16 protein-coding genes are annotated in these 18,704 nt (G+C 61.5%); 8 read left to right on the forward strand and 8 right to left on the reverse strand.

The window, feature by feature from the left end:
- Positions 1 to 161: 161 nt before the first annotated feature.
- Positions 162 to 2,762 carry a bifunctional aconitate hydratase 2/2-methylisocitrate dehydratase gene (acnB, locus tag ACM6G4_RS28525; protein ID WP_056727708.1) on the forward strand — a complete coding sequence of 867 codons (2,601 nt, stop codon included), beginning with the start codon at positions 162 to 164 and terminating at the stop codon, positions 2,760 to 2,762.
- Between the two features lie 87 nt (positions 2,763 to 2,849).
- Here the strand turns inward: acnB and ACM6G4_RS28530 are convergent, their stop codons facing one another.
- Complete coding sequence (locus ACM6G4_RS28530) at positions 2,850 to 4,502, reverse strand: SulP family inorganic anion transporter (RefSeq protein ID WP_409078780.1); 1,653 nt, start codon at positions 4,500 to 4,502, stop codon at positions 2,850 to 2,852.
- A gap of 94 nt (positions 4,503 to 4,596) precedes the next feature.
- Entirely contained in the window at positions 4,597 to 5,877 is a 1,281-nt protein-coding gene (locus ACM6G4_RS28535; protein ID WP_223542585.1) for a serine/threonine transporter, read from the reverse strand.
- Between the two features lie 388 nt (positions 5,878 to 6,265).
- Between ACM6G4_RS28535 and ACM6G4_RS28540 the strand changes: the two genes are divergently transcribed.
- From ACM6G4_RS28540 to ACM6G4_RS28560, 5 genes are all read left to right on the forward strand, one after another.
- Positions 6,266 to 6,649, forward strand: coding sequence for a tautomerase family protein (locus tag ACM6G4_RS28540; protein WP_414915103.1), 384 nt, complete (start codon positions 6,266 to 6,268; stop codon positions 6,647 to 6,649).
- A gap of 28 nt (positions 6,650 to 6,677) precedes the next feature.
- Entirely contained in the window at positions 6,678 to 7,265 is a 588-nt protein-coding gene (locus ACM6G4_RS28545; RefSeq protein ID WP_223542586.1) for a TetR/AcrR family transcriptional regulator, read from the forward strand.
- 180 nt (positions 7,266 to 7,445) lie between these two features.
- Positions 7,446 to 8,411 (forward strand): 2-hydroxyacid dehydrogenase, encoded by a 966-nt coding sequence (locus ACM6G4_RS28550; protein WP_409078778.1) that lies wholly within the window; start codon positions 7,446 to 7,448, stop codon positions 8,409 to 8,411.
- A 144-nt stretch (positions 8,412 to 8,555) separates the two neighbouring features.
- Positions 8,556 to 9,623: a phosphotransferase family protein gene (locus ACM6G4_RS28555; protein WP_056727719.1), complete on the forward strand. Its 1,068-nt coding sequence runs from the start codon at positions 8,556 to 8,558 to the stop codon at positions 9,621 to 9,623.
- Between the two features lie 37 nt (positions 9,624 to 9,660).
- A complete protein-coding gene (locus tag ACM6G4_RS28560; protein WP_008046696.1) occupies positions 9,661 to 10,428 on the forward strand; it encodes an SDR family oxidoreductase in 768 nt (255 codons plus the stop codon).
- Between the two features lie 65 nt (positions 10,429 to 10,493).
- On the opposite strand, the gene ACM6G4_RS28565 is transcribed toward ACM6G4_RS28560, so the two are convergent.
- From ACM6G4_RS28565 to ACM6G4_RS28590, 6 genes are all read right to left on the reverse strand, one after another.
- On the reverse strand, positions 10,494 to 10,715 hold the full coding sequence (locus ACM6G4_RS28565) for a hypothetical protein (RefSeq protein ID WP_156385868.1): 222 nt from the start codon (positions 10,713 to 10,715) through the stop codon (positions 10,494 to 10,496).
- A 144-nt stretch (positions 10,716 to 10,859) separates the two neighbouring features.
- A complete protein-coding gene (locus tag ACM6G4_RS28570; protein ID WP_056727723.1) occupies positions 10,860 to 11,111 on the reverse strand; it encodes a DUF1652 domain-containing protein in 252 nt (83 codons plus the stop codon).
- Positions 11,112 to 11,295: 184 nt separating this feature from the next.
- Positions 11,296 to 12,789: a helix-turn-helix transcriptional regulator gene (locus tag ACM6G4_RS28575; protein ID WP_056727724.1), complete on the reverse strand. Its 1,494-nt coding sequence runs from the start codon at positions 12,787 to 12,789 to the stop codon at positions 11,296 to 11,298.
- Between the two features lie 109 nt (positions 12,790 to 12,898).
- Positions 12,899 to 13,789, reverse strand: coding sequence for a LysR substrate-binding domain-containing protein (locus tag ACM6G4_RS28580; protein WP_223542589.1), 891 nt, complete (start codon positions 13,787 to 13,789; stop codon positions 12,899 to 12,901).
- A 5-nt stretch (positions 13,790 to 13,794) separates the two neighbouring features.
- Positions 13,795 to 15,999 carry a molybdopterin cofactor-binding domain-containing protein gene (locus ACM6G4_RS28585; RefSeq protein ID WP_414915104.1) on the reverse strand — a complete coding sequence of 735 codons (2,205 nt, stop codon included), beginning with the start codon at positions 15,997 to 15,999 and terminating at the stop codon, positions 13,795 to 13,797.
- Complete coding sequence (locus tag ACM6G4_RS28590; protein ID WP_223542591.1) at positions 15,999 to 16,463, reverse strand: (2Fe-2S)-binding protein; 465 nt, start codon at positions 16,461 to 16,463, stop codon at positions 15,999 to 16,001. Before ACM6G4_RS28590 ends, ACM6G4_RS28585 begins: the two co-directional genes overlap by 1 nt.
- Before the next feature lie 118 nt (positions 16,464 to 16,581).
- Here ACM6G4_RS28590 and ACM6G4_RS28595 point away from each other — a divergent pair, with 118 nt between their 5' ends.
- Both ACM6G4_RS28595 and ACM6G4_RS28600 read left to right on the forward strand, forming a co-directional pair.
- The gene (locus ACM6G4_RS28595) at positions 16,582 to 17,472 is read left to right on the forward strand and encodes a LysR substrate-binding domain-containing protein (protein ID WP_056727733.1); all 891 of its coding nucleotides are present in this window, start codon (positions 16,582 to 16,584) and stop codon (positions 17,470 to 17,472) included.
- Positions 17,473 to 17,771: 299 nt separating this feature from the next.
- On the forward strand, positions 17,772 to 18,701 hold the full coding sequence (locus ACM6G4_RS28600; RefSeq protein ID WP_056727736.1) for an amidohydrolase family protein: 930 nt from the start codon (positions 17,772 to 17,774) through the stop codon (positions 18,699 to 18,701).
- The last annotated feature ends 3 nt before the right edge of the window (positions 18,702 to 18,704 follow it).

Consider the following 18,704-nt stretch of genomic DNA (forward strand, 5'->3'; position numbering starts at 1 on the left):
AGCTCCCGTTCTGCAGGCGTAAAACTTTGAAAGCAGCTTCTGTAAGGAATTGCCGGTAATTCTGGCTAAGTGGCTCACAACGCCATGCAGCGCATGAGTACGGCAATTTCGGGATGAGCGTCCCGGACACCCATTTGGGACCACTGATGAGGGTAATAACTGTGCTTGAAGCCTACCGCAAACATATCGAAGAGCGCGCAGCACTGGGTATCGTTCCCCAGCCGCTAAACGCCGAACAAACTGCAGGCCTGGTCGAGCTGCTGAAAAATCCCCCGGCTGGCGAAGAAGCATTCCTCGTTGACCTGATCACCAATCGCGTTCCGCCTGGAGTGGACGAAGCTGCCTATGTAAAGGCCGGCTTCCTGTCCGCCATCGCCAAAGGCGAAGCCAAATCCCCCCTGATCGACAAGAAGCGCGCTGTTGAACTGCTCGGCACCATGCAGGGCGGCTACAACATCGTGACTCTGGTTAACCTGCTGGACGACGCCGAACTGGCTCCAGTAGCGGCTGAAGAACTCAAGCACACCCTGCTGATGTTCGACGCCTTCCACGACGTCGCTGAAAAAGCCAAGAACGGTAACGTTCACGCCCAAGGCGTGCTGCAATCCTGGGCTGACGGCGAGTGGTTCGTGAAGCGCCCGACCCTGGCCGACAAGATCAGCCTGCGCGTGTTCAAGGTCACCGGCGAAACCAACACCGACGACCTGTCCCCTGCGCCTGATGCCTGGTCCCGTCCAGACATCCCGCTGCACGCCCTGGCCATGCTGAAAATGGCTCGCGACGGCATCGTGCCTGACGCACAAGGCGTCACCGGTCCGATGAAGCAGATCGAAGAAATGCGCAACGCCGGCTTCCCTATCGCCTACGTCGGCGATGTGGTCGGTACCGGTTCTTCGCGTAAATCGGCGACCAACTCCGTACTGTGGTTCTTCGGCGACGACGTTCCTTACGTGCCGAACAAGCGTGCCGGCGGTTTCTGCTTCGGCAGCAAAATCGCTCCGATCTTCTACAACACCATGGAAGATGCCGGCGCACTGCCAATCGAATTCGACGTTTCCAACATGCACATGGGCGACGTGATCGACCTGTACCCGCATGCTGGCAAAGTCTGCAAGCACGGCACCGACGAAGTCCTGACCACCTTCGAAATGAAGACTCCGGTACTGTTGGACGAAGTTCGTGCTGGCGGCCGTATTCCGCTGATCATCGGCCGTGGCCTGACCGAGAAGGCTCGCACCGAGCTGGGTCTGCCACCTTCGACCCTGTTCAAGAAGCCTGAAGCTCCGGCTGAAAGCACCAAGGGTTTCACCCTGGCGCAGAAAATGGTCGGCAAGGCGTGCGGCGTAGCTGGTGTGCGTCCAGGCACCTACTGCGAACCGAAGATGACCACCGTCGGTTCCCAGGACACCACCGGTCCAATGACCCGTGACGAACTCAAAGACCTGGCGTGCCTGGGCTTCTCGACCGACCTGGTGATGCAGTCCTTCTGCCACACCGCGGCTTATCCAAAGCCGATCGACGTGACCACCCACCACACCCTGCCTGACTTCATCATGACCCGCGGCGGCGTTTCCCTGCGTCCGGGCGACGGCATCATCCACTCGTGGCTGAACCGCATGCTGCTGCCAGACACCGTCGGTACCGGTGGTGACTCCCACACCCGTTTCCCGATCGGCATCTCGTTCCCGGCCGGTTCCGGCCTGGTTGCGTTCGCCGCTGCCACCGGCGTCATGCCGCTGGACATGCCTGAGTCGATCCTGGTTCGCTTCAAAGGCGAACTGCAACCAGGCGTCACCTTGCGTGACCTGGTTCACGCCATTCCTTACTACGCGATCCAGGCTGGCCTGCTGACCGTAGAGAAGAAAGGCAAGAAGAACGCCTTCTCCGGTCGCATCCTGGAGATCGAAGGTCTGCCTAAGCTGACCGTCGAGCAAGCGTTCGAACTGTCTGACGCCTCGGCTGAACGTTCGGCTGCCGGTTGCACCATCCAGCTGTCCAAAGAGTCGATTGCCGAATACCTGCAGTCCAACATCACCCTGCTGCGCTGGATGATCGGCGAAGGCTACGGCGATGCACGTACTCTTGAACGTCGCGCTCAAGCGATGGAAGCCTGGCTGGCCAACCCTGAGCTGCTGCAAGCGGACAAAGACGCCGAATACGCTGAAATCATCGAGATCGACCTGGCCGACATCAAGGAGCCTGTGCTCTGCGCGCCAAACGACCCGGACGACGCCCGCCTGCTCTCCAGCGTTGCTGGCGAGAAGATCGACGAAGTGTTCATCGGTTCGTGCATGACCAACATCGGTCACTTCCGCGCTGCCGGTAAGCTGCTGGAACAGGTCAAGGGTCAGCTGCCAACCCGTCTGTGGCTGTCGCCGCCGACCAAGATGGACGCTCACCAACTGACCGAAGAAGGCTACTACGGCATCTACGGCAAGGCTGGCGCGCGCATGGAAATGCCGGGTTGCTCACTGTGCATGGGTAACCAGGCACGTGTAGAGCCGAACTCGACTGTGGTGTCGACTTCGACCCGTAACTTCCCGAACCGTCTGGGTGACGGCGCGAACGTCTACCTGGCTTCGGCTGAACTGGCGTCCGTGGCTTCCATCCTGGGTCGCCTGCCGACCGTCGAGGAGTACATGGAATACGCCGGCAAGATCGACAGCATGGCGGCCGATGTCTACCGCTACCTGTCCTTCGACCAGATCGCCGAGTTCCGTGAAGCTGCTGCGAACGCCAACATCCCGGTCGTTCAAGCCTAACGTAGCAACGCAATGAAAAACGCCGCCCATCGTGAGATGAGCGGCGTTTTTTTATGCCTTCAATTTGAACACCGCCCACACAGAGGGTCATGCATTCAACTGGAGGGCCTGCTGCACCGCCCCATCCACACTCAACCCACTCAGCACCACCCCACTAACCTCCGCCTGCGGCAACACCGCCAACGCCGCTTGTGCGTCGTCTTTCAGACGCGCCAGAATCAGCTGTTTGCCCCCCTGATGCACCCGCACAAAAAACTCCTGCAACGCCTCAATGCTGGTGCCATCCAGATCGGGCGATTCCTCAAGACTGAGGATCACCGTATGAACCGGCGTTTGCGAATGCCGGATCAAGTGCAAGGCACCGCCAAGAATCCGCTCGACGTTGGCAAAAAACAACGCCTCACCCGGCCGCACAATCAACACGCCCGGCACCGTTTGCGCCGTTGGATGGCGCTGCAGGTCGACAAAGTCGTGACCGCTATCGATGCGCCCCAGGATCTGGATATCCGCCGCCGACATCTGCTTGAGCATCAGCAACACACTGATCGCCACCGCCACCAGCAAACCGTCCAGCACCCCCAGCAGCAACACAGCCCCCACGGCGCAGATCACCAGCAAGCGGTCTCGGCGCCAGATGAAATAGCGTCCCAGCGGCTGCAGGCTCAAGCCCCGCCCCAGGGCATGAATGACGATGGCGGCGAGGATCGGTTCCGGGGTCAGGGCGATGTAAGGCAGCACCGTCAGGACAATGACCAGCACCACCAGCGCCGCCACGATACCGGCCAGGCGCGAAGTGGCACCGGCTGCCTCATTGGCCGACGTCGCCGAATACCCCGCGCCCGCCGGCATGCCGTGGAACAGGCCGGACAACAGGTTGGAAGCCCCCAGCGCCAGCAGGTCGCGGTTCGAGTTGACGCGGTCGCCATGCTTGAGCGCATAGGCACTGATCGAGCCATAGGATTCCGCATACAGAATCAACACCATGGCGAACGCCAATTCCCCCAGACGCAGCCAGTCGGCAAACGGCAGCACCGGCAGTTTCGGCACCTCCAGGCTCAGGTCGATCACGCCGATCAGCTTCACGCCATAGGCCGGCAGGTCCAGCCACTGTCCTGCCGCAATGCCGATCACCACCACCAACAAACCACCCGGCAAACGCCGAAACCGCGCAAACAGCCATAACAGGGCCAACGCCACGGCACCGACCACCGCTGCGGTCCGGTTCCATTGCGGCAATTGCTCCAGCAGTTGCGGCAGAAACCCCACCAGATTGGCATCGGTCAAATGCACGCCGACCACGCTGGCGACCTGCTTGAGGATGATGGTCAGCGCCAGGCCAAAGGCAAAGCCGCGCAGTACCGGCTTGGCAATGAACGAGGTCACGCCGCCGAGCTTGAACATCCCGGCCAGCAAAAAAAACACCCCGGTCACCAGCACCAGGCCGAAGGCCAGGGTCGAGCGAAGCCCGGGGTCGCCATTGGCCAGGGTGGCGGTCGCCGCAGCCAGTACGGCGGCGGAGGATGAAGTGGCCGAGACAATCGCAAAGCGGCTGGTGCCGAACAGGCCATAACACAGCAGCCCGGCAAACAAGGCGATCACCCCGGCCTGAGGCGCCAGTGCGGCGATGCTTGAATAGGCGACCGCTTCGGGCAGCAACAGGCCGGCAATCGACAAACCGGCCAACAGGTCCTGCCAGCGGTTGGGTTGCTCGGTGGGATTAGCCTTTGGGGCGTTCGACAATCCAGTGCCTCCAGGCGAAAAAAAACCGCTGCACGTATCACGTGCAGCGGCCACTGTAGCTGTCAATCCGGCACTGCGCGAGCAGGCCGGTCGATCATGCGGTCAGCGAGTAGATCAACGCCGTGATCGCCACCAGGCCCACCGCCGTCACGAAGACGTTGGATGCCTGACCGCGATAGCGTGCCATCGCCGGCACCTTACGGATGGCGTACATCGGCATCAGGAACAGGATCGCCGCGATCACCGGGCCGCCGAGGGTTTCGATCATGCCGAGAATGCTCGGGTTCAGCGTGGCGACGATCCAGCACACCACCAGCATGAACGCGGCGGTCATGCGGTCCAGAGCCTTGGCGGACGGACGCTTGCCGCTCTTGACGATCAGGCCCTTGAGGCCTTCGCTGGCGCCGATGTAGTGCCCCAGGAACGACTTGGAAATGGCCACGAAGGCAATCAACGGCGCCGCGAAGGCGATGGTCGGATTGCTGAAGTGGTTGGCCAGGTACGACAGGATCGACAGGTTCTGCGCCTTGGCTTCAGCCAGTTGCGCTGGCGACAGGGTCAGCACGCAACTGAAGACGAAGAACAGCACCATCACCACCATCAGCAGGTGGGCGCGGGACAGAATCTGCGAGCTACGCTCCTCGGCGTGCTCACCGTAGCGACGCTTCTGGTCCACGGCGAACGCCGAGATGATCGGCGAGTGGTTGAACGAGAACACCATCACCGGAATCGCCAGCCACAGGGTATGCAACAGCGCCGATGGCGCCGGCACGTTGCTCGCGGTGGCGAGGATGCCGCCGTTCCAGTGCGGAACCAGGTACACCGCCAGGAACAGCAGCGCGACGATGAACGGATAGACCATCAGGCTCATGGCCTTGACGATCAATTGCTCACCGCAACGCACCACCGCCAGCAGGCCGAGGATCAGCACCAGCGACAGCACGGCGCGCGGTGGCGGCATGATGTGCAGTTGATGCTCCATGAAGCTGCCGACCGTGTTGGTCAGGGCCACGCTGTAGATCAGCAGGATCGGGAAAATCGCGAAGAAGTACAGCAAGGTGATCAGCGCGCCGGCCTTGATGCCGAAATGCTCTTCCACCACTTCGGTGATGTCGGCGCCTTCGCGACCGGACAGCACGAAGCGGGTCAGCCCGCGGTGTGCGTAGAACGTCATCGGAAATGCCAGCAACGCCAGGACCAGCAGCGGCCAGAAACCGCCCAGGCCTGCGTTGATCGGCAAAAACAGGGTACCCGCACCAATCGCCGTGCCAAAAAGGCCCAGCATCCAGGTGGTGTCCTGGCGATTCCAGCTTGAAAGCGTCGCGGGTGTCGCTTCTACATAGCGTTCGTTAACGCTATTGGCCTGATCATTCATCCGGTGGGATCTCCACATTCCGGTCACTTGCCACCCGGCCAGGACGCGTCGGAATACCCGACAGGCGGCGTCCGGCCGAAACAGGGGCGGCATTCTGGGGGATTAGTGAGCAGAAGCAAAGACTTAGGTGAGGAACGGTGGTACCAGATAGACGAAAATCCTCTGTGGGATATCCCCTGTGGGAGCGAGCTTGCTCCGGGCGGCGTTCCGACGATAGCGGTGTATCAGTCGGAGAATAGGTTGCATGTGCCGCAGCCATCGCGAGCAAGCTCGCTCCCACAAGGACCTGCGGTGCAACTGCGCGTCATCGCCAAAACGCAATGCGCGCTTGATAAAGGTCTACCATCATGTATTTATAACCGACCAACATTCCTTCCGGAGTCTTCCCATGCCACTGGTTCGCGTCGACATCAAAAAACACCGGAACCCCACCCACGCCAAACGCATCGGGCAACTGATCTTTGCCGCCATGCGCCAGACCATTGGCGTACCGGAACACGACAACTTCCAGATCCTGGCCGAACACGACGAGCAGCATTTCATCTTTGATCCCGAGTATCTGGGCATCAACCGCAGCGACAACCTGGTCGTCATCCAGATCACCCTCAACGAAGGGCGAACCCTGGAGCAGAAAAAAAACCTCTACAAAACCATCGCCGAAAGCCTTAACGCAGAGCTGGCCGTGCGCCTGGAAGACGTTTTCATTAATCTGGTGGAAGTGAAAAAAGAGAACTGGTCATTCGGCAACGGAGTTGCCCAATACGCCCTCTGATGTCCAACCTGCAAACCGAGAATGACCCATGCCCCGAGTTTCCCGCAAACAAGCCGACCTCAACCGCGAGACCATAGTCGATGCCGCCACACGGCTGTTTCGTGAACGCGGCTTGCACGGGATCAGTGTGGTCGATGTGATGGCCGCCGCGGGCCTGACCCACGGCGGTTTCTACGGGCACTTCGAATCCAGGGAAGCCCTGGCGCAAGAGGCCAGTGGCCGGGCTTTCGATCAGGCCGCGCAACGCTGGCTGGGACGGGTGGCCGAGCATGACAGCAAGGACGCCGCCCGCCGCGCCGTGGTCGAAACCTACCTGTCCAACGAAAGCCGGGACAATCCGGGCGACAGCTGCCCAGTGGTGGCGTTTGCCGGGGACATGTGCCATGAGGCCGCCGAGAGCGGATTGCGCCAAACCTATCTGCAAGGCCTGAACAACCTGCTTGATTCCCTCGGCTCGCTGCTGGACGCAGAGGACGAAGCCGGCAAACGGCAGCAGGCGCTGGTGCAGTATTCGCTGATGTTCGGCGCGCTGATGCTGTCCCGGGCCACCCGCGGCGATCCGCTGTCGGATGAAATTCTCGAAGCTGCCCGGGCCGCCCTCACGCCGTCGAAGTAAATCGCCCGCCCCCACGCAATAAAAAGATCGCAGGCTTCGCCAGATCCTACACTCAGCGCAGTGCCCTCAACGGCGCAGGAGCTGCCACGGGCCGCGATCGCTGGTGGTTGCCAAGCCACCCTGAAATCAGCAATCTCAAGTGACGTTCGAACCGATTTTTCGATGCCCAGGGAGCCAAGCATGCCCGTAACCGTTCTGGTACTGGTTGAAACCATCAATGATTACCTGCCTATCCTTGAACATCAGGGCTTTCACCTGATCCTGGCCCCGACGCCCACCGAGCGCGCCGAAGCCATCGCCCGCCACACCGGGCAGATCGACGCCGTCCTCACCCGTGGCCCTCTGGGGCTATATGCCGATGAAATCGCCGCCCTGCCCAACCTCAAGATCATCTGCGTGATCGGCGCCGGCTATGAACACGTCGACCTGCAGGCCGCGGCGAACCGGGGCATCACCGTCACCAATGGCGCCGGGGTCAACGCCTCGTCCGTCGCCGACCATGCCATGGCGCTGCTGCTGTCGCTGGTACGCGACATTCCTCGCTGTGACGCCGCCGTACGGCGCGGCGAGTGGCCGAAGATCATGCGCCCTTCCCTGGCCGGCAAACGCCTGGGCATCCTCGGCCTCGGCGCGGTCGGCATGGCGATTGCCAAACGCGCCAGCGCCGGTTTCGACATGGACATTTGCTACCACAATCGCCAGCGTCGCAGCGATGTGTCCTACACCTTGTGCTCGACCCCGACCGAACTGGCACGGGCCTCGGACTTCCTGATCGTCGCCACCCCCGGCGGCGTGGGCACCCGGCAACTGATCAATCGCCAGGTGCTGGACGCGTTGGGCCCCAACGGGTTTATCGTCAATATCGCCCGGGCCAGCGTGATTGCCACGGCCGACCTGATCGCCGCCCTGGAGCAACGCCGGATCGCCGGTGCCGCGCTGGATGTGTTCGACGCCGAGCCGAAGGTGCCGGATGCACTCAAGACCCTGAGCAACGTGATCCTCACTCCCCATGTCGCCGGGCTGTCCCCGGAAGCCACCCAGGGCACCGTCGAACTGGTGGGCAAGAACCTCGTGGCGTTTTTCTCCGGCCAACCGGTGCTCACACCGATCGAACTACCGTCGGCCGAGAGCCAGCTCGCCCATTGATGGCGAGTCAAACAGCTGTATCAAAAACAATGATTGGCCGGCAACACGCTCACCTATAAGAGCCGTTCGCGGTTGTAGGTGCGCAGTGTGCGCATTAGATTAGCCAATAGTTCAAGGCCTCCAGAATAAGCAGAAGGGATAAGCATGGCGCTTAACGACCAGTCCACCCGTATCCGCACCGGCGAAGAGCTCGATGCCAGCCTGATCGATCCGTATCTCAAGGCCCATATTCCGGGGCTCAGCGGCTTGCCACGGATCAGCCAGTTTCCGGGCGGCGCTTCAAACCTCACCTACTTGCTGGAATACCCCGAACAGGAATTAGTCCTGCGTCGCCCGCCCTTCGGCCACAAGGCCAAGTCGGCCCACGACATGGGCCGTGAATTCCGCATCCTCAATCAACTGCGCGACGGTTTTCCGTACTGCCCGAAAGCCTACGTGCACTGCACCGACGAATCGGTGATCGGTGCCGAGTTCTATGTCATGGAGCGGGTCAACGGCATCATCCTGCGCTCAGACCTGCCGCCGGAACTGGGCCTGGACTCGGCGAAAACCGAAGCCCTGTGCAAGAGCTTCATCGACAAGTTCGTAGAGCTGCACCGCGTCGACTACAACGCCTACGGCCTGGGTGACCTGGGTAAACCCGAAGGTTACGTGGCGCGGCAAATCAAAGGCTGGAGCGATCGCTACGAAAAGGCCCTGACCCCCGATGCGCCACATTGGGACACGGTGAAGGCCTGGCTCAACGACAAGATGCCGGCCGACCATCCGACCTCCAGCATCGTGCACAACGACTACCGCTTCGACAACGTGATCCTCGACCCGAACAACCCGATGCAGATCATCGGCGTGCTCGATTGGGAACTGACCACACTGGGCGATCCACTGATGGACCTGGGCAATACCCTCGCCTACTGGATCGAAGCCGATGATCCGGCGCCGGTGCAGATGATGCGCCGCCAGCCGAGCCATGCACCGGGCATGCTGACCCGCCGCGAATTCGTCGACTACTACGCCGAACGCTCGGGCATCCGCATCGACAATTTCGACTTCTACTACACCTACGGCCTGTTCCGCCTGGCCGGCATCGTGCAGCAGATCTACTACCGCTTCTACCATGGCCAGACCCAGGACAAACGCTTCGCGCAGTTCATTCACATGAACAAGCTGCTGGAGCAGATGAGCTTGCAGGTCATTTCGAAATCCAGCCTCTGATCAGCTTCATCACAAGGCTTAATAACAAGGGAATCCCATGTCCAAGACTCAGTTGTTCGACCTCGACGGCAAGATCGCTTTCGTCTCCGGCGCCAGCCGTGGCATCGGTGAAGCCATTGCCAAACTGCTGGCCCAGCAAGGCGCCCACGTGATCGTGTCGAGCCGCAAGCTCGAAGGCTGCCAGCACGTCGCCGACGCCATCATCGCCGCGGGCGGCAAGGCCACTGCCGTTGCCTGCCACATCGGCGAAATGGAACAGATCAGCCAAGTCTTCGCCGGCATCAAGGAACAGTTCGGCCGTCTCGACATCCTGGTCAACAACGCCGCGACCAACCCGCAGTTCTGCAACGTGCTGGACACCGACCTCAGCGCTTTCCAGAAAACCGTCGACGTGAACATCCGCGGCTACTTCTTCATGTCGGTCGAAGCCGGCAAGCTGATGCGCGAAAACGGTGGCGGCAGCATCATCAACGTGGCGTCGATCAACGGTGTTTCGCCGGGCATCTTCCAGGGCATCTACTCGGTGACCAAGGCGGCGGTGATCAACATGACCAAAGTCTTCGCCAAGGAATGCGCGCAGTTCGGGATTCGCTGCAATGCCTTGCTGCCGGGCCTGACCGACACCAAGTTCGCCTCGGCACTGGTGAAAAACGAAGCCATCCTGAACACCGCGCTGCAACAGATCCCGCTCAAGCGCGTGGCGGACCCAAGCGAAATGGCCGGCGCAGTGTTGTACCTGGCCAGCGATGCTTCCAGCTACACCACCGGCGTTTCGCTGAATGTGGATGGCGGTTTCCTGTCCTGATCGTCTGAACAGCACAAATCCCTGTAGGAGCGAGCCTGCTCGCTCCCACAGCGTAAAAACCCGATTTACTGCGTGACGCAACGCGTCGTGGTGGTGACTCGGGTCACCTGCCCGTCTTCAGCCCGTACATCGCCCAGGACATCGGTTTTATCCATGGCCTGGCAGGTGCGTTCAGGAGGGGGTGGAGTGACCACAGGCGGGGGTGGCGGACTGGAGCAGCCGCCGAGGATCGCCACGCACAATGCCAGCGACAAGGGTGAGATAACGCGTTTCCCAAGAGTTTTCATAGGTTGACCCGCGATAAGTGATAGACACATTTTTTGTGACAACAAAACCGGCGCGCAAAGTCCATACACCTGTCAAAAAAAATAAATATCTGCGAATCACTCATAGCGCAGCCCGTGGCCAACACCCGTAAAAGCTGACAGTTCTTACATCGCCGTATCAGGCCGTTGCAAGGAATTACTGTCCAGTTCGTAACGCAGTTCTTCGATCAATACAGTGACCGACTGCGCCGTCTGCAACGTGCTCATGTGCAGGCCACTGACCACCAGGTCCACCTGGCCCGACACCGGGTGGTAGAGCTTCACGGTCAGCGAATGGTCGCCGGTGACACTGCATTCGCAAGCCAGGGGTGAAAAACTGCGCTCGATCAGCATCCGCAGTTGCGCCTGGGTAATCATTGCAGCGAGGCCTGGCGGGTTGAAGCATCGGGTAACTGGCTCATGAGGCTGTTCCTTTTGGCGGTTTACCAAGGCGGCGCCGACGACTTGAAGCCATCTGCCGCACCTCCTCAGCCTAAAAACCACCACACCGGGTCGACACATGAATTTGCACCCTGCGCTCTAGTGCATTTGCACCTTAACGCTACCCCCTGGGTCGCCATTCACTGGAGAACAGTCCCCGCTCCCTCGCCCAGACAATCGCCTCGCTGCGGCTGTGCACACCGAGCTTGGAATACACCGTCGCCACATGGTTGCGCACCGTGTTCGGCGCCAGCTTCAGGCGCGCGGCGATTTCCTTGTCGGCCCGGCCTTCGCAGATCAGCCCCAGCACATCGCGCTCCCTGGCGGTCAGGTCGGCGAAGGACACACCGGGCAGTTCCGGTGAGTTGAAGCGCTTCACGTTGGCCAGTTTTTCAATCAGCGTGCGGCTGAACCATGAGGCGTCCTTCATCACCTCCTCGATGGCCGACACCAGTTCCAGCTCGGTGCGCTTGCGCTCGGTGATGTCCATCAGCACCAGCAGATAACAGGGGATGCCCTGAATGTTCACGGTGTCCGCCGACACCGCGCAATCGATCAGCCCGGCGTCTTTCCTGCGCAGGCGCACGTCGATGCGATCCAGGCTGCCGGTTTTCTCCAATGCGGCGAACAACCGAGTGCGTGCGCCCTTGTCGTCGATGAAATCGATCTGCGCGATGTTCTCGCCCAGCACCTCTTCACCCGGATAACCGAGCGTATCGAGGAACGCCTCGTTGACGTCCAGCACCACCTGGTCACCCGCGCCACACACCAGTATTGGCACCGGAGACAGCCGAAACGCCTTGGCAAAGCGTTCTTCGCTTTGGCGCAGAGCCACTTCGGCCTTGTGTCGAGGCTCCATGTCGACGAAGGAAAACAGCATGCAGGCCTCATCGTTGAGTTCCAGCGGCTGGCCGGCGACGATGACCTGCTTGCTGCCGCCATCCGGTAGCCGCAATTCGGCCTGCATCTGCGCGATGGTCCCCCCTTCGCGCAAACATTGCTTGGCCAATGCCTTGTTTTCGGCTTGCTCCAGTACATCCAGTTCATAGGTGGATGTGCCGATCACCTGATCGCGAGAGTAGCCGGTCATTTCAAGGAAGCCGGGATTGACCTTGATGTAGCGCAGATCACTGAGGCGACAGATCACCGCTGGCGCGGGGTTGGCAGCGAAGGTTTTCTCGAAGCGCTGCTCGGCGCTGGCCCACTCGGTGACATCGTCCATGATCAGCACCAACGACTCTGGTTCGCCCTGGCTATCGGCCAGTACCAGGCTGCGCACGCGATGGACCCAGCTGTGCTCTTCTTCATCGGCCGCCGATGCCACCACCACCAGCACGTCACTAAACGTCTCGCCACGGGCCACACGGTTGATTGGATAGCTGTCGACCGGCACCAGGTGATTGTTGCGATAGCGCAGGACGAAGCGCTTGGCGTAGGCCTTGGCATCGGGCCCCAGATCGCTGACCTGCGAGACGCCGTGCATGGCCAGGGCAGCCTCATTGGCCCAGCGAATGGTCTGGTCGGGGTCGAGCAGGATCACCCCGTCGGACAGCCCGGCGATGATCTGCTGCAACTGGCGACGATTGGTTTCGGTGGTCAGGACGTCCTGGCTCATTGCGACCCCACAAGTATGGTGACCCTGTGAAGAGTACGACCTTCGAGCTTAAGGTTAGTGCAACGAACCCTGTGGGAGCGGGCTTGCCCGCTCCCACAGGAATTAGTGTTCAGTTGGAGTTTTGCAACACCAGTTCGCGCAACGTATCGAGAAACAGCTTGAGCACCGGCGAATCATCGTCCGCGCGGTACGTGGCGTACAGCGGCACCTCCGGCAACGCCGGGGTCAGGCGCCGGAACACCAGGCCCGCCGGCGCCAATTGCTCGATGGATGCCGGCAGCAACGCCACGCCGAAACCTGCCCGCACCAGGCTGAGCAAGGTTTGCACCTCGATCACCTGCTGGCGGATCTGCGGGGTGAACCCGGCCTGGATGCAGCACTGGAAGAGAAAATCGGCGAACCGTGATTGCTTCAACTCCAGGGCGACGAATGGCTCCTGAGCCAGATCCGACGGCGCCAGGGTTTCACGCTTTGCCAACGGATGATCGACCGGCATGACCACCCGGATCGGCTCGTAGATCAGCAGTTCATTGCGCAACTGCGGGTCGTCATACCCGACCCGGAACACACAGGCGTCGATGCGTTTTTCCTTGAGCGCCTTGACCTGCGCCGCCGGGGTCATCTCATGCAGGTGCCAGTTTACTTGCGGATAACGCTCGCGAAACAGGTGCAAAGCCCGAGGCAGCACCCCGACCATCACTGAGCTGATCATGCCGATTTCCAGTTCGCCCAACTGGCCACGGCCGGTCTGGCGCGTCAGGTCCAGCGCGCGGTTGAGTTGTTCGAACACCAGCGGCGCCTGTTCCTTGAGCATCTGCCCGGCGGCGGTCAACTCGACCCGGTGATGGCTGCGCTCGAACAATGGCGTGCCCAGTTCCTCCTCCAGCAGACGGATCTGCTGGCTCAGGGGTGGCTGGCAGATATGCAAGCGGGTGGCGGCCCGGCCGAAATGCAGCTCTTCAGCCAGGGCCATGAAGTACCTCAGCAAGCGCAAGTCCATGCCCGTTATCCCAGGTTCAGCGGTGTAGAGCGCTGGCGCACGCCGGTCAGGCTGAACAGGGCATTGGCAATGGCCGGGGCCACCGACGGGCTGCCCAGCTCACCGACACCACCGGGCTTGGCCGGATCGCCGTCTACCAGCAGGATGTCCACCGCCGGCATGTCCGACATGCGCGTCACCCGGTAATCATGGAAGTTGCTCTGCACCACCCTGCCTCGCTTGATGTCCATCCGATCGAACAACGCGTGGCCGAGCCCCCACATCAAGCCGCCGTAGATCTGCTCTTCAACGCCGCCGGGCGACACCGCCAGGCCGCAATCGACCACGCAGGTGAGCTTCTCGACCTTGATCACGCCGTCCTTTTGCGACAGGCGCGCGACCACCGCAATGAAGCTGGTGTAACCCTGGTTCGTGGCGATTCCCAGCGCCGTGCCTTCGGGCAGCGGCTGCCCCCAGCCGGCACGTTCGGCAGCGCTTTTCAAAACAGCGACATGCCGTGGCCGGTCCTGCATGTTGGCCAGGCGAAAAGCCAACGGGTCTTGCCCGGCGCCATGGGCCAGTTCATCCATGAAGCTTTCCACGGCGAACACATTGGGGATGAAGCTCACCGAGCGATACCAGCCACTGGGCACCTGGCTCTCGTGCCTGACCCATGTCAGGTCGAGGTTGGCCGGGCGATAGGCGAAATCCCAAGCGGTGATGGCTTCGGTGGTGCTGTAGTCCATTTTGCCGGGGCGCTCGAAATAGCCCGGCTCCCACTGCTCCGGCGAGGCCGGCGACACCGCGTCGAGCTGCAGCGCGGTCAAGCGACCCTGCGCATCCAGCGCACCTTTGGCCCGGTGCAGCGTGGCCGGGTGCATGAACAATGAACGCATTTCGTCTTCGCGGCTGTTCATCAGTTTCACCGGCACCCTGGCTTGCTGCGCCAGGTAGGCCACTTCGAACAACCAATACTTGGCCTCCCGCGCTCCGAAGCTGCCGCCGGACACCCGTTCGTTGATGGTGACTTTGTCCTTGGTGAACTTGCATATGACTTGCGCCGCTTCCAGCGCCGACGAAGGCACCTGAACCCCGCCCCAATAGGTGATGGCGTTGTCCTTGACCTGCGCGGTGATGCAGATTGGCTCAAGCGGGTTCTGCACCTTGTAGGGCATGCGGTAATCGGCTTCGAGCAGCTTTGCCGCATTCGGCCATTGTGCGTTCACATCACCCGCAGCCATGGCGGACACCCGTTGCGCGCCTTGGTCCGCCAGCGCCGCTACCTGGGCCTTGGCCAGTTCATCACTGTCGAAACCCGCCAGCGGCGAGTCGCTCCACTGCACCTTGAGCAATTCGCGCCCCTGATGCGCGGCCCAGTAACTATCCGCCAATACCGCCACGCCTTCGACGTTACCGCCGAGGACATCGGGACGCCCCGGCACCTTGATCACCTTACGCACGCCCGGTACCTGCAGCGCAGCCGCACTGTCCATCGACACAACGGTCGCCCCCAGCACGGGAGCGCGCTGAATCACCGCCACCAGCATCTCCGGCAACACCACGTCGATGCTGTATTTGAAGCGCCCGCAGACCTTGGCCTGGGCATCGCGCTTGTGCCGCAGCTTGCCGATGTACCTGAACTGCGCCGGGTCCTTGAGCGTGACCTTGGCCGGTGCCGGCAGATGCGCGGCGACACCCACCAGTTCGCCATAACCGAGGCTGCGCTTGCTCGCCCCATGAACCACGCGGCCTTCTTCAGTGATGCAACTGTCGGGGCTGACTTTCCACTGTTTGGCAGCCGCCGTGATCAGCAACGCCCGGGCCGTGGCACCGGCCATGCGCAGGCGGTCGTATTCCAGCGAGACGCTGGTGCTGCCGCCGGTGGAGAAGACTTTCCAGATCGGGTGAATGTAGGTTTCGAAGAACGGATCTTCCGGCGAGATCACCTGCACGGTCATCGGATTGACGTCCAGTTCCTCGGCCACGCAGGCGGCCAGGGCCGTGTGTGTTCCAGTGCCGGAATCGTGTTTATGCACCACCAGCTTTACCGTGCCGTCGGGCAGGATACGCACCCAGGCGTTGGGTTCGAATTCACCGGCAGGTGCCGGGGCTTTCGGGTCAGTCGCGGCAAGGCTCGAAGGCAGGTAAAACGCAATGGCCAGGCCGGAAGCAACAGTCGCGGTTTGCTTGAGAAACACCCGTCGCGAAACATCCATCGGGGAGATCGTCATCACGCCTCCTTCGGCGCGTTTGCCGCGTGCTTGATCGCTTTGTTGATCCGCCCGTAAGTGCCGCACCGGCACAGATTGCCGGACATGGCATTGCGGATCGAATCGTCGGTCACCGCGGCACCAGTGTTGAGCAACGCGGCGGCGGACATGATCTGACCCGATTGACAGTAACCGCATTGCGGCACATCTTCGGCAACCCAGGCCAGTTGCAGCGGATGCTGCTCAGTCGGCGACAAGCCTTCGATGGTGGTGATGCTGTGCCCCGCCACGGCGGCGACCGGCAGTTGGCAGGAGCGCACCGCGACGCCGTCCAGGTGTACGGTGCAGGCACCGCACAGGCCCATGCCGCAACCAAACTTGGTGCCGGTGAGTTTCAAGTGGTCACGCAGTACCCATAACAAGGGCATGGAGGGCGATGTCTCTGCCAGCTCGCGTCGTTCGCCGTTTACCGTGAATTCGATCATTGTCAGGCTCCAAGAGAGCGGCCCGTCTTTGTGCAGGCCTGGTGATCGATTATTGGAAGCCTTGGGAAAAACGGGCCAGCGACGATTTCTGCCATCCTGTGTAAGTAGGACTAACAGCATGTACAAGCGATACCCGTCGGTGCAGTCCATGAGCGCGTTCATCCAGGCGGCGCGCAGCGGCAGTTTCTCCAGCGCGGCGCGCAAACTCGACCTGACCCACAGCGCCATCAGCCAGCAGATCCGCTCGCTGGAAGACTTCATCGGCCAGCCGCTGTTCGTGCGCGAAGGCGGCGGCAGCAACCTGACCGATGCCGGGCAACTGTTCGCCAGTGTGTTGTCCGACGGCTTGGCGCAGATCGACCGGGCGCTGTCTTCGGTGAAGAACCGCAGCGTGGCCCAGCGCCTGACCCTCGACATCGACAGCGAACTGGCCCAGAGCTGGCTCAATCCGCGCCTGCCGCAGTTGCTGGACCTGTTGCCCGACCATGAGGTGGTGCTGTTGTCGATGCCACGCTCGGACCGCAGTGCATTCGAACGGGTGGACCTGGCCTTGCGCTACGGTTATGGCGACTGGGACGACTGCGAGATGACGCAGATTTGCGGGGACCGGGTGATGGCGGTGGCTTCACCGGAACTGCTGAAACGTCATGGTCTGGAACTGCCGTTGAGTCCGGCGCAGATCCTTCAACTGCCATTGCTGGGGTATACGCGACGGTCATGGATTCCGTGGCTGGATGCGGCCGGCATGCCTCCCGTCGAACCTGCGGCGCGGGTGGTGTTCGATAACGCAGCGAACCTGATTGCCGCTGCCGAGGCCGCCGTCGGTGCGGGACTGGTGCGTGGTTTGCTGGCCGCAGATGCCTTGCGCAGCGGTCGGCTGGTGGTGCTGAACGAGGCGCAGATTGCGGCGCATTACAACCTGTATGCGGTGTGGCCGCCGGGGCAGGCCGAGCGGGTGGCGCCGGTGGTTGAGGCGGTCAAGCAGTTGGCTGAAAACACATTGCTTTAGGGTCAAAAGATCGCAGCCTTCGGCAGCTCCTGCACTCGTCTCCCGTAGGAGCTGCCGAAGGCTGCGATCTTTGATTTTCCTTCCCCCATATCGAACGCATATCAACCCCTCGCCCAATTAATATTGTACGAACCCGACACCCCCTTCCAATACTTGCCCCCAAGCAGCCAGCGTCCCGAGCCGGATGCGACCAGGCGAGGGAATGCGTGATGCTTTGCGCATAGAAATGGCCGATTACCCGGGACGTGGCTGCTGTGAACCGCAAGGTTCCCTTCCCCGCTATCAGGAGATCGACTTCAATGATCATCGATATCAGCTGCTATCCCACCGATCTGGTGGACCTCGCCTGGAGGCATGACGGTGACCCGTTCACCGGCGAGCGTCTGCTGGAGATGATGGATGGCCCGTACATGGTCAACGGCAAACCTCGCCGCATCGACAAAGCCTTCATCCAGCCACCCCAGGGCAACACCATCTACACCTGGACCGACGGCGATCTGACCGGCCGCGAGTCCATCGACGCCTACATGGCCTACACGCTGAAAATGGTCCAGACCTACCCGGACCGTTTCATCGGCTGCTTCGTCTATAACCCGCGCTGCGGCGTGGAGAACGGCGTCGAGGCCATCGAGCGCTATGTCAAGGAACACGGCTTCAAGATGGTCCAGATGCAGGCCAACATGCACGCCTACCGTCCGGACCGCGCCCTGGACTGGGTGCGCCCGGCCTTCGAGAAATGCGCCGAGCTGGGCATCCCGGTCAAGCTGCACACCGGCGACGGGCCTTACAGCATCCCGTCGGAATGGGTGCCGATGATCAAGGAATTCCCCAACGTCGATTTCATCATGGCCCACTTCGGCGTGCAGACCGGCGGGGTCTACGTGTTCGAGCCGATGCAATGGGCGATGGAATTGCCCAACGTCTACTGCGAATCGGGCTGGTGCCTGCAGTCGCGGATCGTCGAGTTCGCCAAGGTCCTGCCGACCCACAAGATCCTGTTCGGAACCGATACGCCGCCGAACGAACCCGGTATGTGGCTGCGCCTGCTGGAAGTGTTGTGCCACGAACCGCCGCAGGGCCTGAACCTCGACGAGGACACCCTCGAAGAGTACCTGGGCAACAACACCGCACGGATGATCGGCCTCGAACCGACCCCGCCACCTCGTTCCGTTTGCGAAGCAGAGGCGCAGCTCAAGCGCCCCGTCACCACGCAACTGGCCAGGAGCTGAACC

The organism is Pseudomonas sp. IT-P258 (assembly GCF_949767825.1).
Lineage (GTDB): Bacteria > Pseudomonadota > Gammaproteobacteria > Pseudomonadales > Pseudomonadaceae > Aquipseudomonas > Aquipseudomonas monachiensis.

What these genes read in the sequence shown, in the direction of transcription:
- ACM6G4_RS28585 (WP_414915104.1), bottom strand. Translation starts at nt 15,999, where the DNA reads ATGACGATCTCCCCGATGGATGTTTCGCGACGGGTGTTTCTCAAGCAA.
- ACM6G4_RS28560 (WP_008046696.1), top strand. Translation starts at nt 9,661, where the DNA reads ATGTCCAAGACTCAGTTGTTCGACCTCGACGGCAAGATCGCTTTCGTC.
- ACM6G4_RS28595 (WP_056727733.1), top strand. Translation starts at nt 16,582, where the DNA reads ATGTACAAGCGATACCCGTCGGTGCAGTCCATGAGCGCGTTCATCCAG.
- ACM6G4_RS28580 (WP_223542589.1), bottom strand. Translation starts at nt 13,789, where the DNA reads ATGGACTTGCGCTTGCTGAGGTACTTCATGGCCCTGGCTGAAGAGCTG.
- ACM6G4_RS28600 (WP_056727736.1), top strand. Translation starts at nt 17,772, where the DNA reads ATGATCATCGATATCAGCTGCTATCCCACCGATCTGGTGGACCTCGCC.
- ACM6G4_RS28555 (WP_056727719.1), top strand. Translation starts at nt 8,556, where the DNA reads ATGGCGCTTAACGACCAGTCCACCCGTATCCGCACCGGCGAAGAGCTC.
- ACM6G4_RS28545 (WP_223542586.1), top strand. Translation starts at nt 6,678, where the DNA reads ATGCCCCGAGTTTCCCGCAAACAAGCCGACCTCAACCGCGAGACCATA.
- ACM6G4_RS28565 (WP_156385868.1), bottom strand. Translation starts at nt 10,715, where the DNA reads ATGAAAACTCTTGGGAAACGCGTTATCTCACCCTTGTCGCTGGCATTG.
- ACM6G4_RS28535 (WP_223542585.1), bottom strand. Translation starts at nt 5,877, where the DNA reads ATGAATGATCAGGCCAATAGCGTTAACGAACGCTATGTAGAAGCGACA.
- ACM6G4_RS28570 (WP_056727723.1), bottom strand. Translation starts at nt 11,111, where the DNA reads ATGATTACCCAGGCGCAACTGCGGATGCTGATCGAGCGCAGTTTTTCA.
- ACM6G4_RS28540 (WP_414915103.1), top strand. Translation starts at nt 6,266, where the DNA reads ATGCCACTGGTTCGCGTCGACATCAAAAAACACCGGAACCCCACCCAC.
- ACM6G4_RS28590 (WP_223542591.1), bottom strand. Translation starts at nt 16,463, where the DNA reads ATGATCGAATTCACGGTAAACGGCGAACGACGCGAGCTGGCAGAGACA.
- ACM6G4_RS28575 (WP_056727724.1), bottom strand. Translation starts at nt 12,789, where the DNA reads ATGAGCCAGGACGTCCTGACCACCGAAACCAATCGTCGCCAGTTGCAG.
- ACM6G4_RS28550 (WP_409078778.1), top strand. Translation starts at nt 7,446, where the DNA reads ATGCCCGTAACCGTTCTGGTACTGGTTGAAACCATCAATGATTACCTG.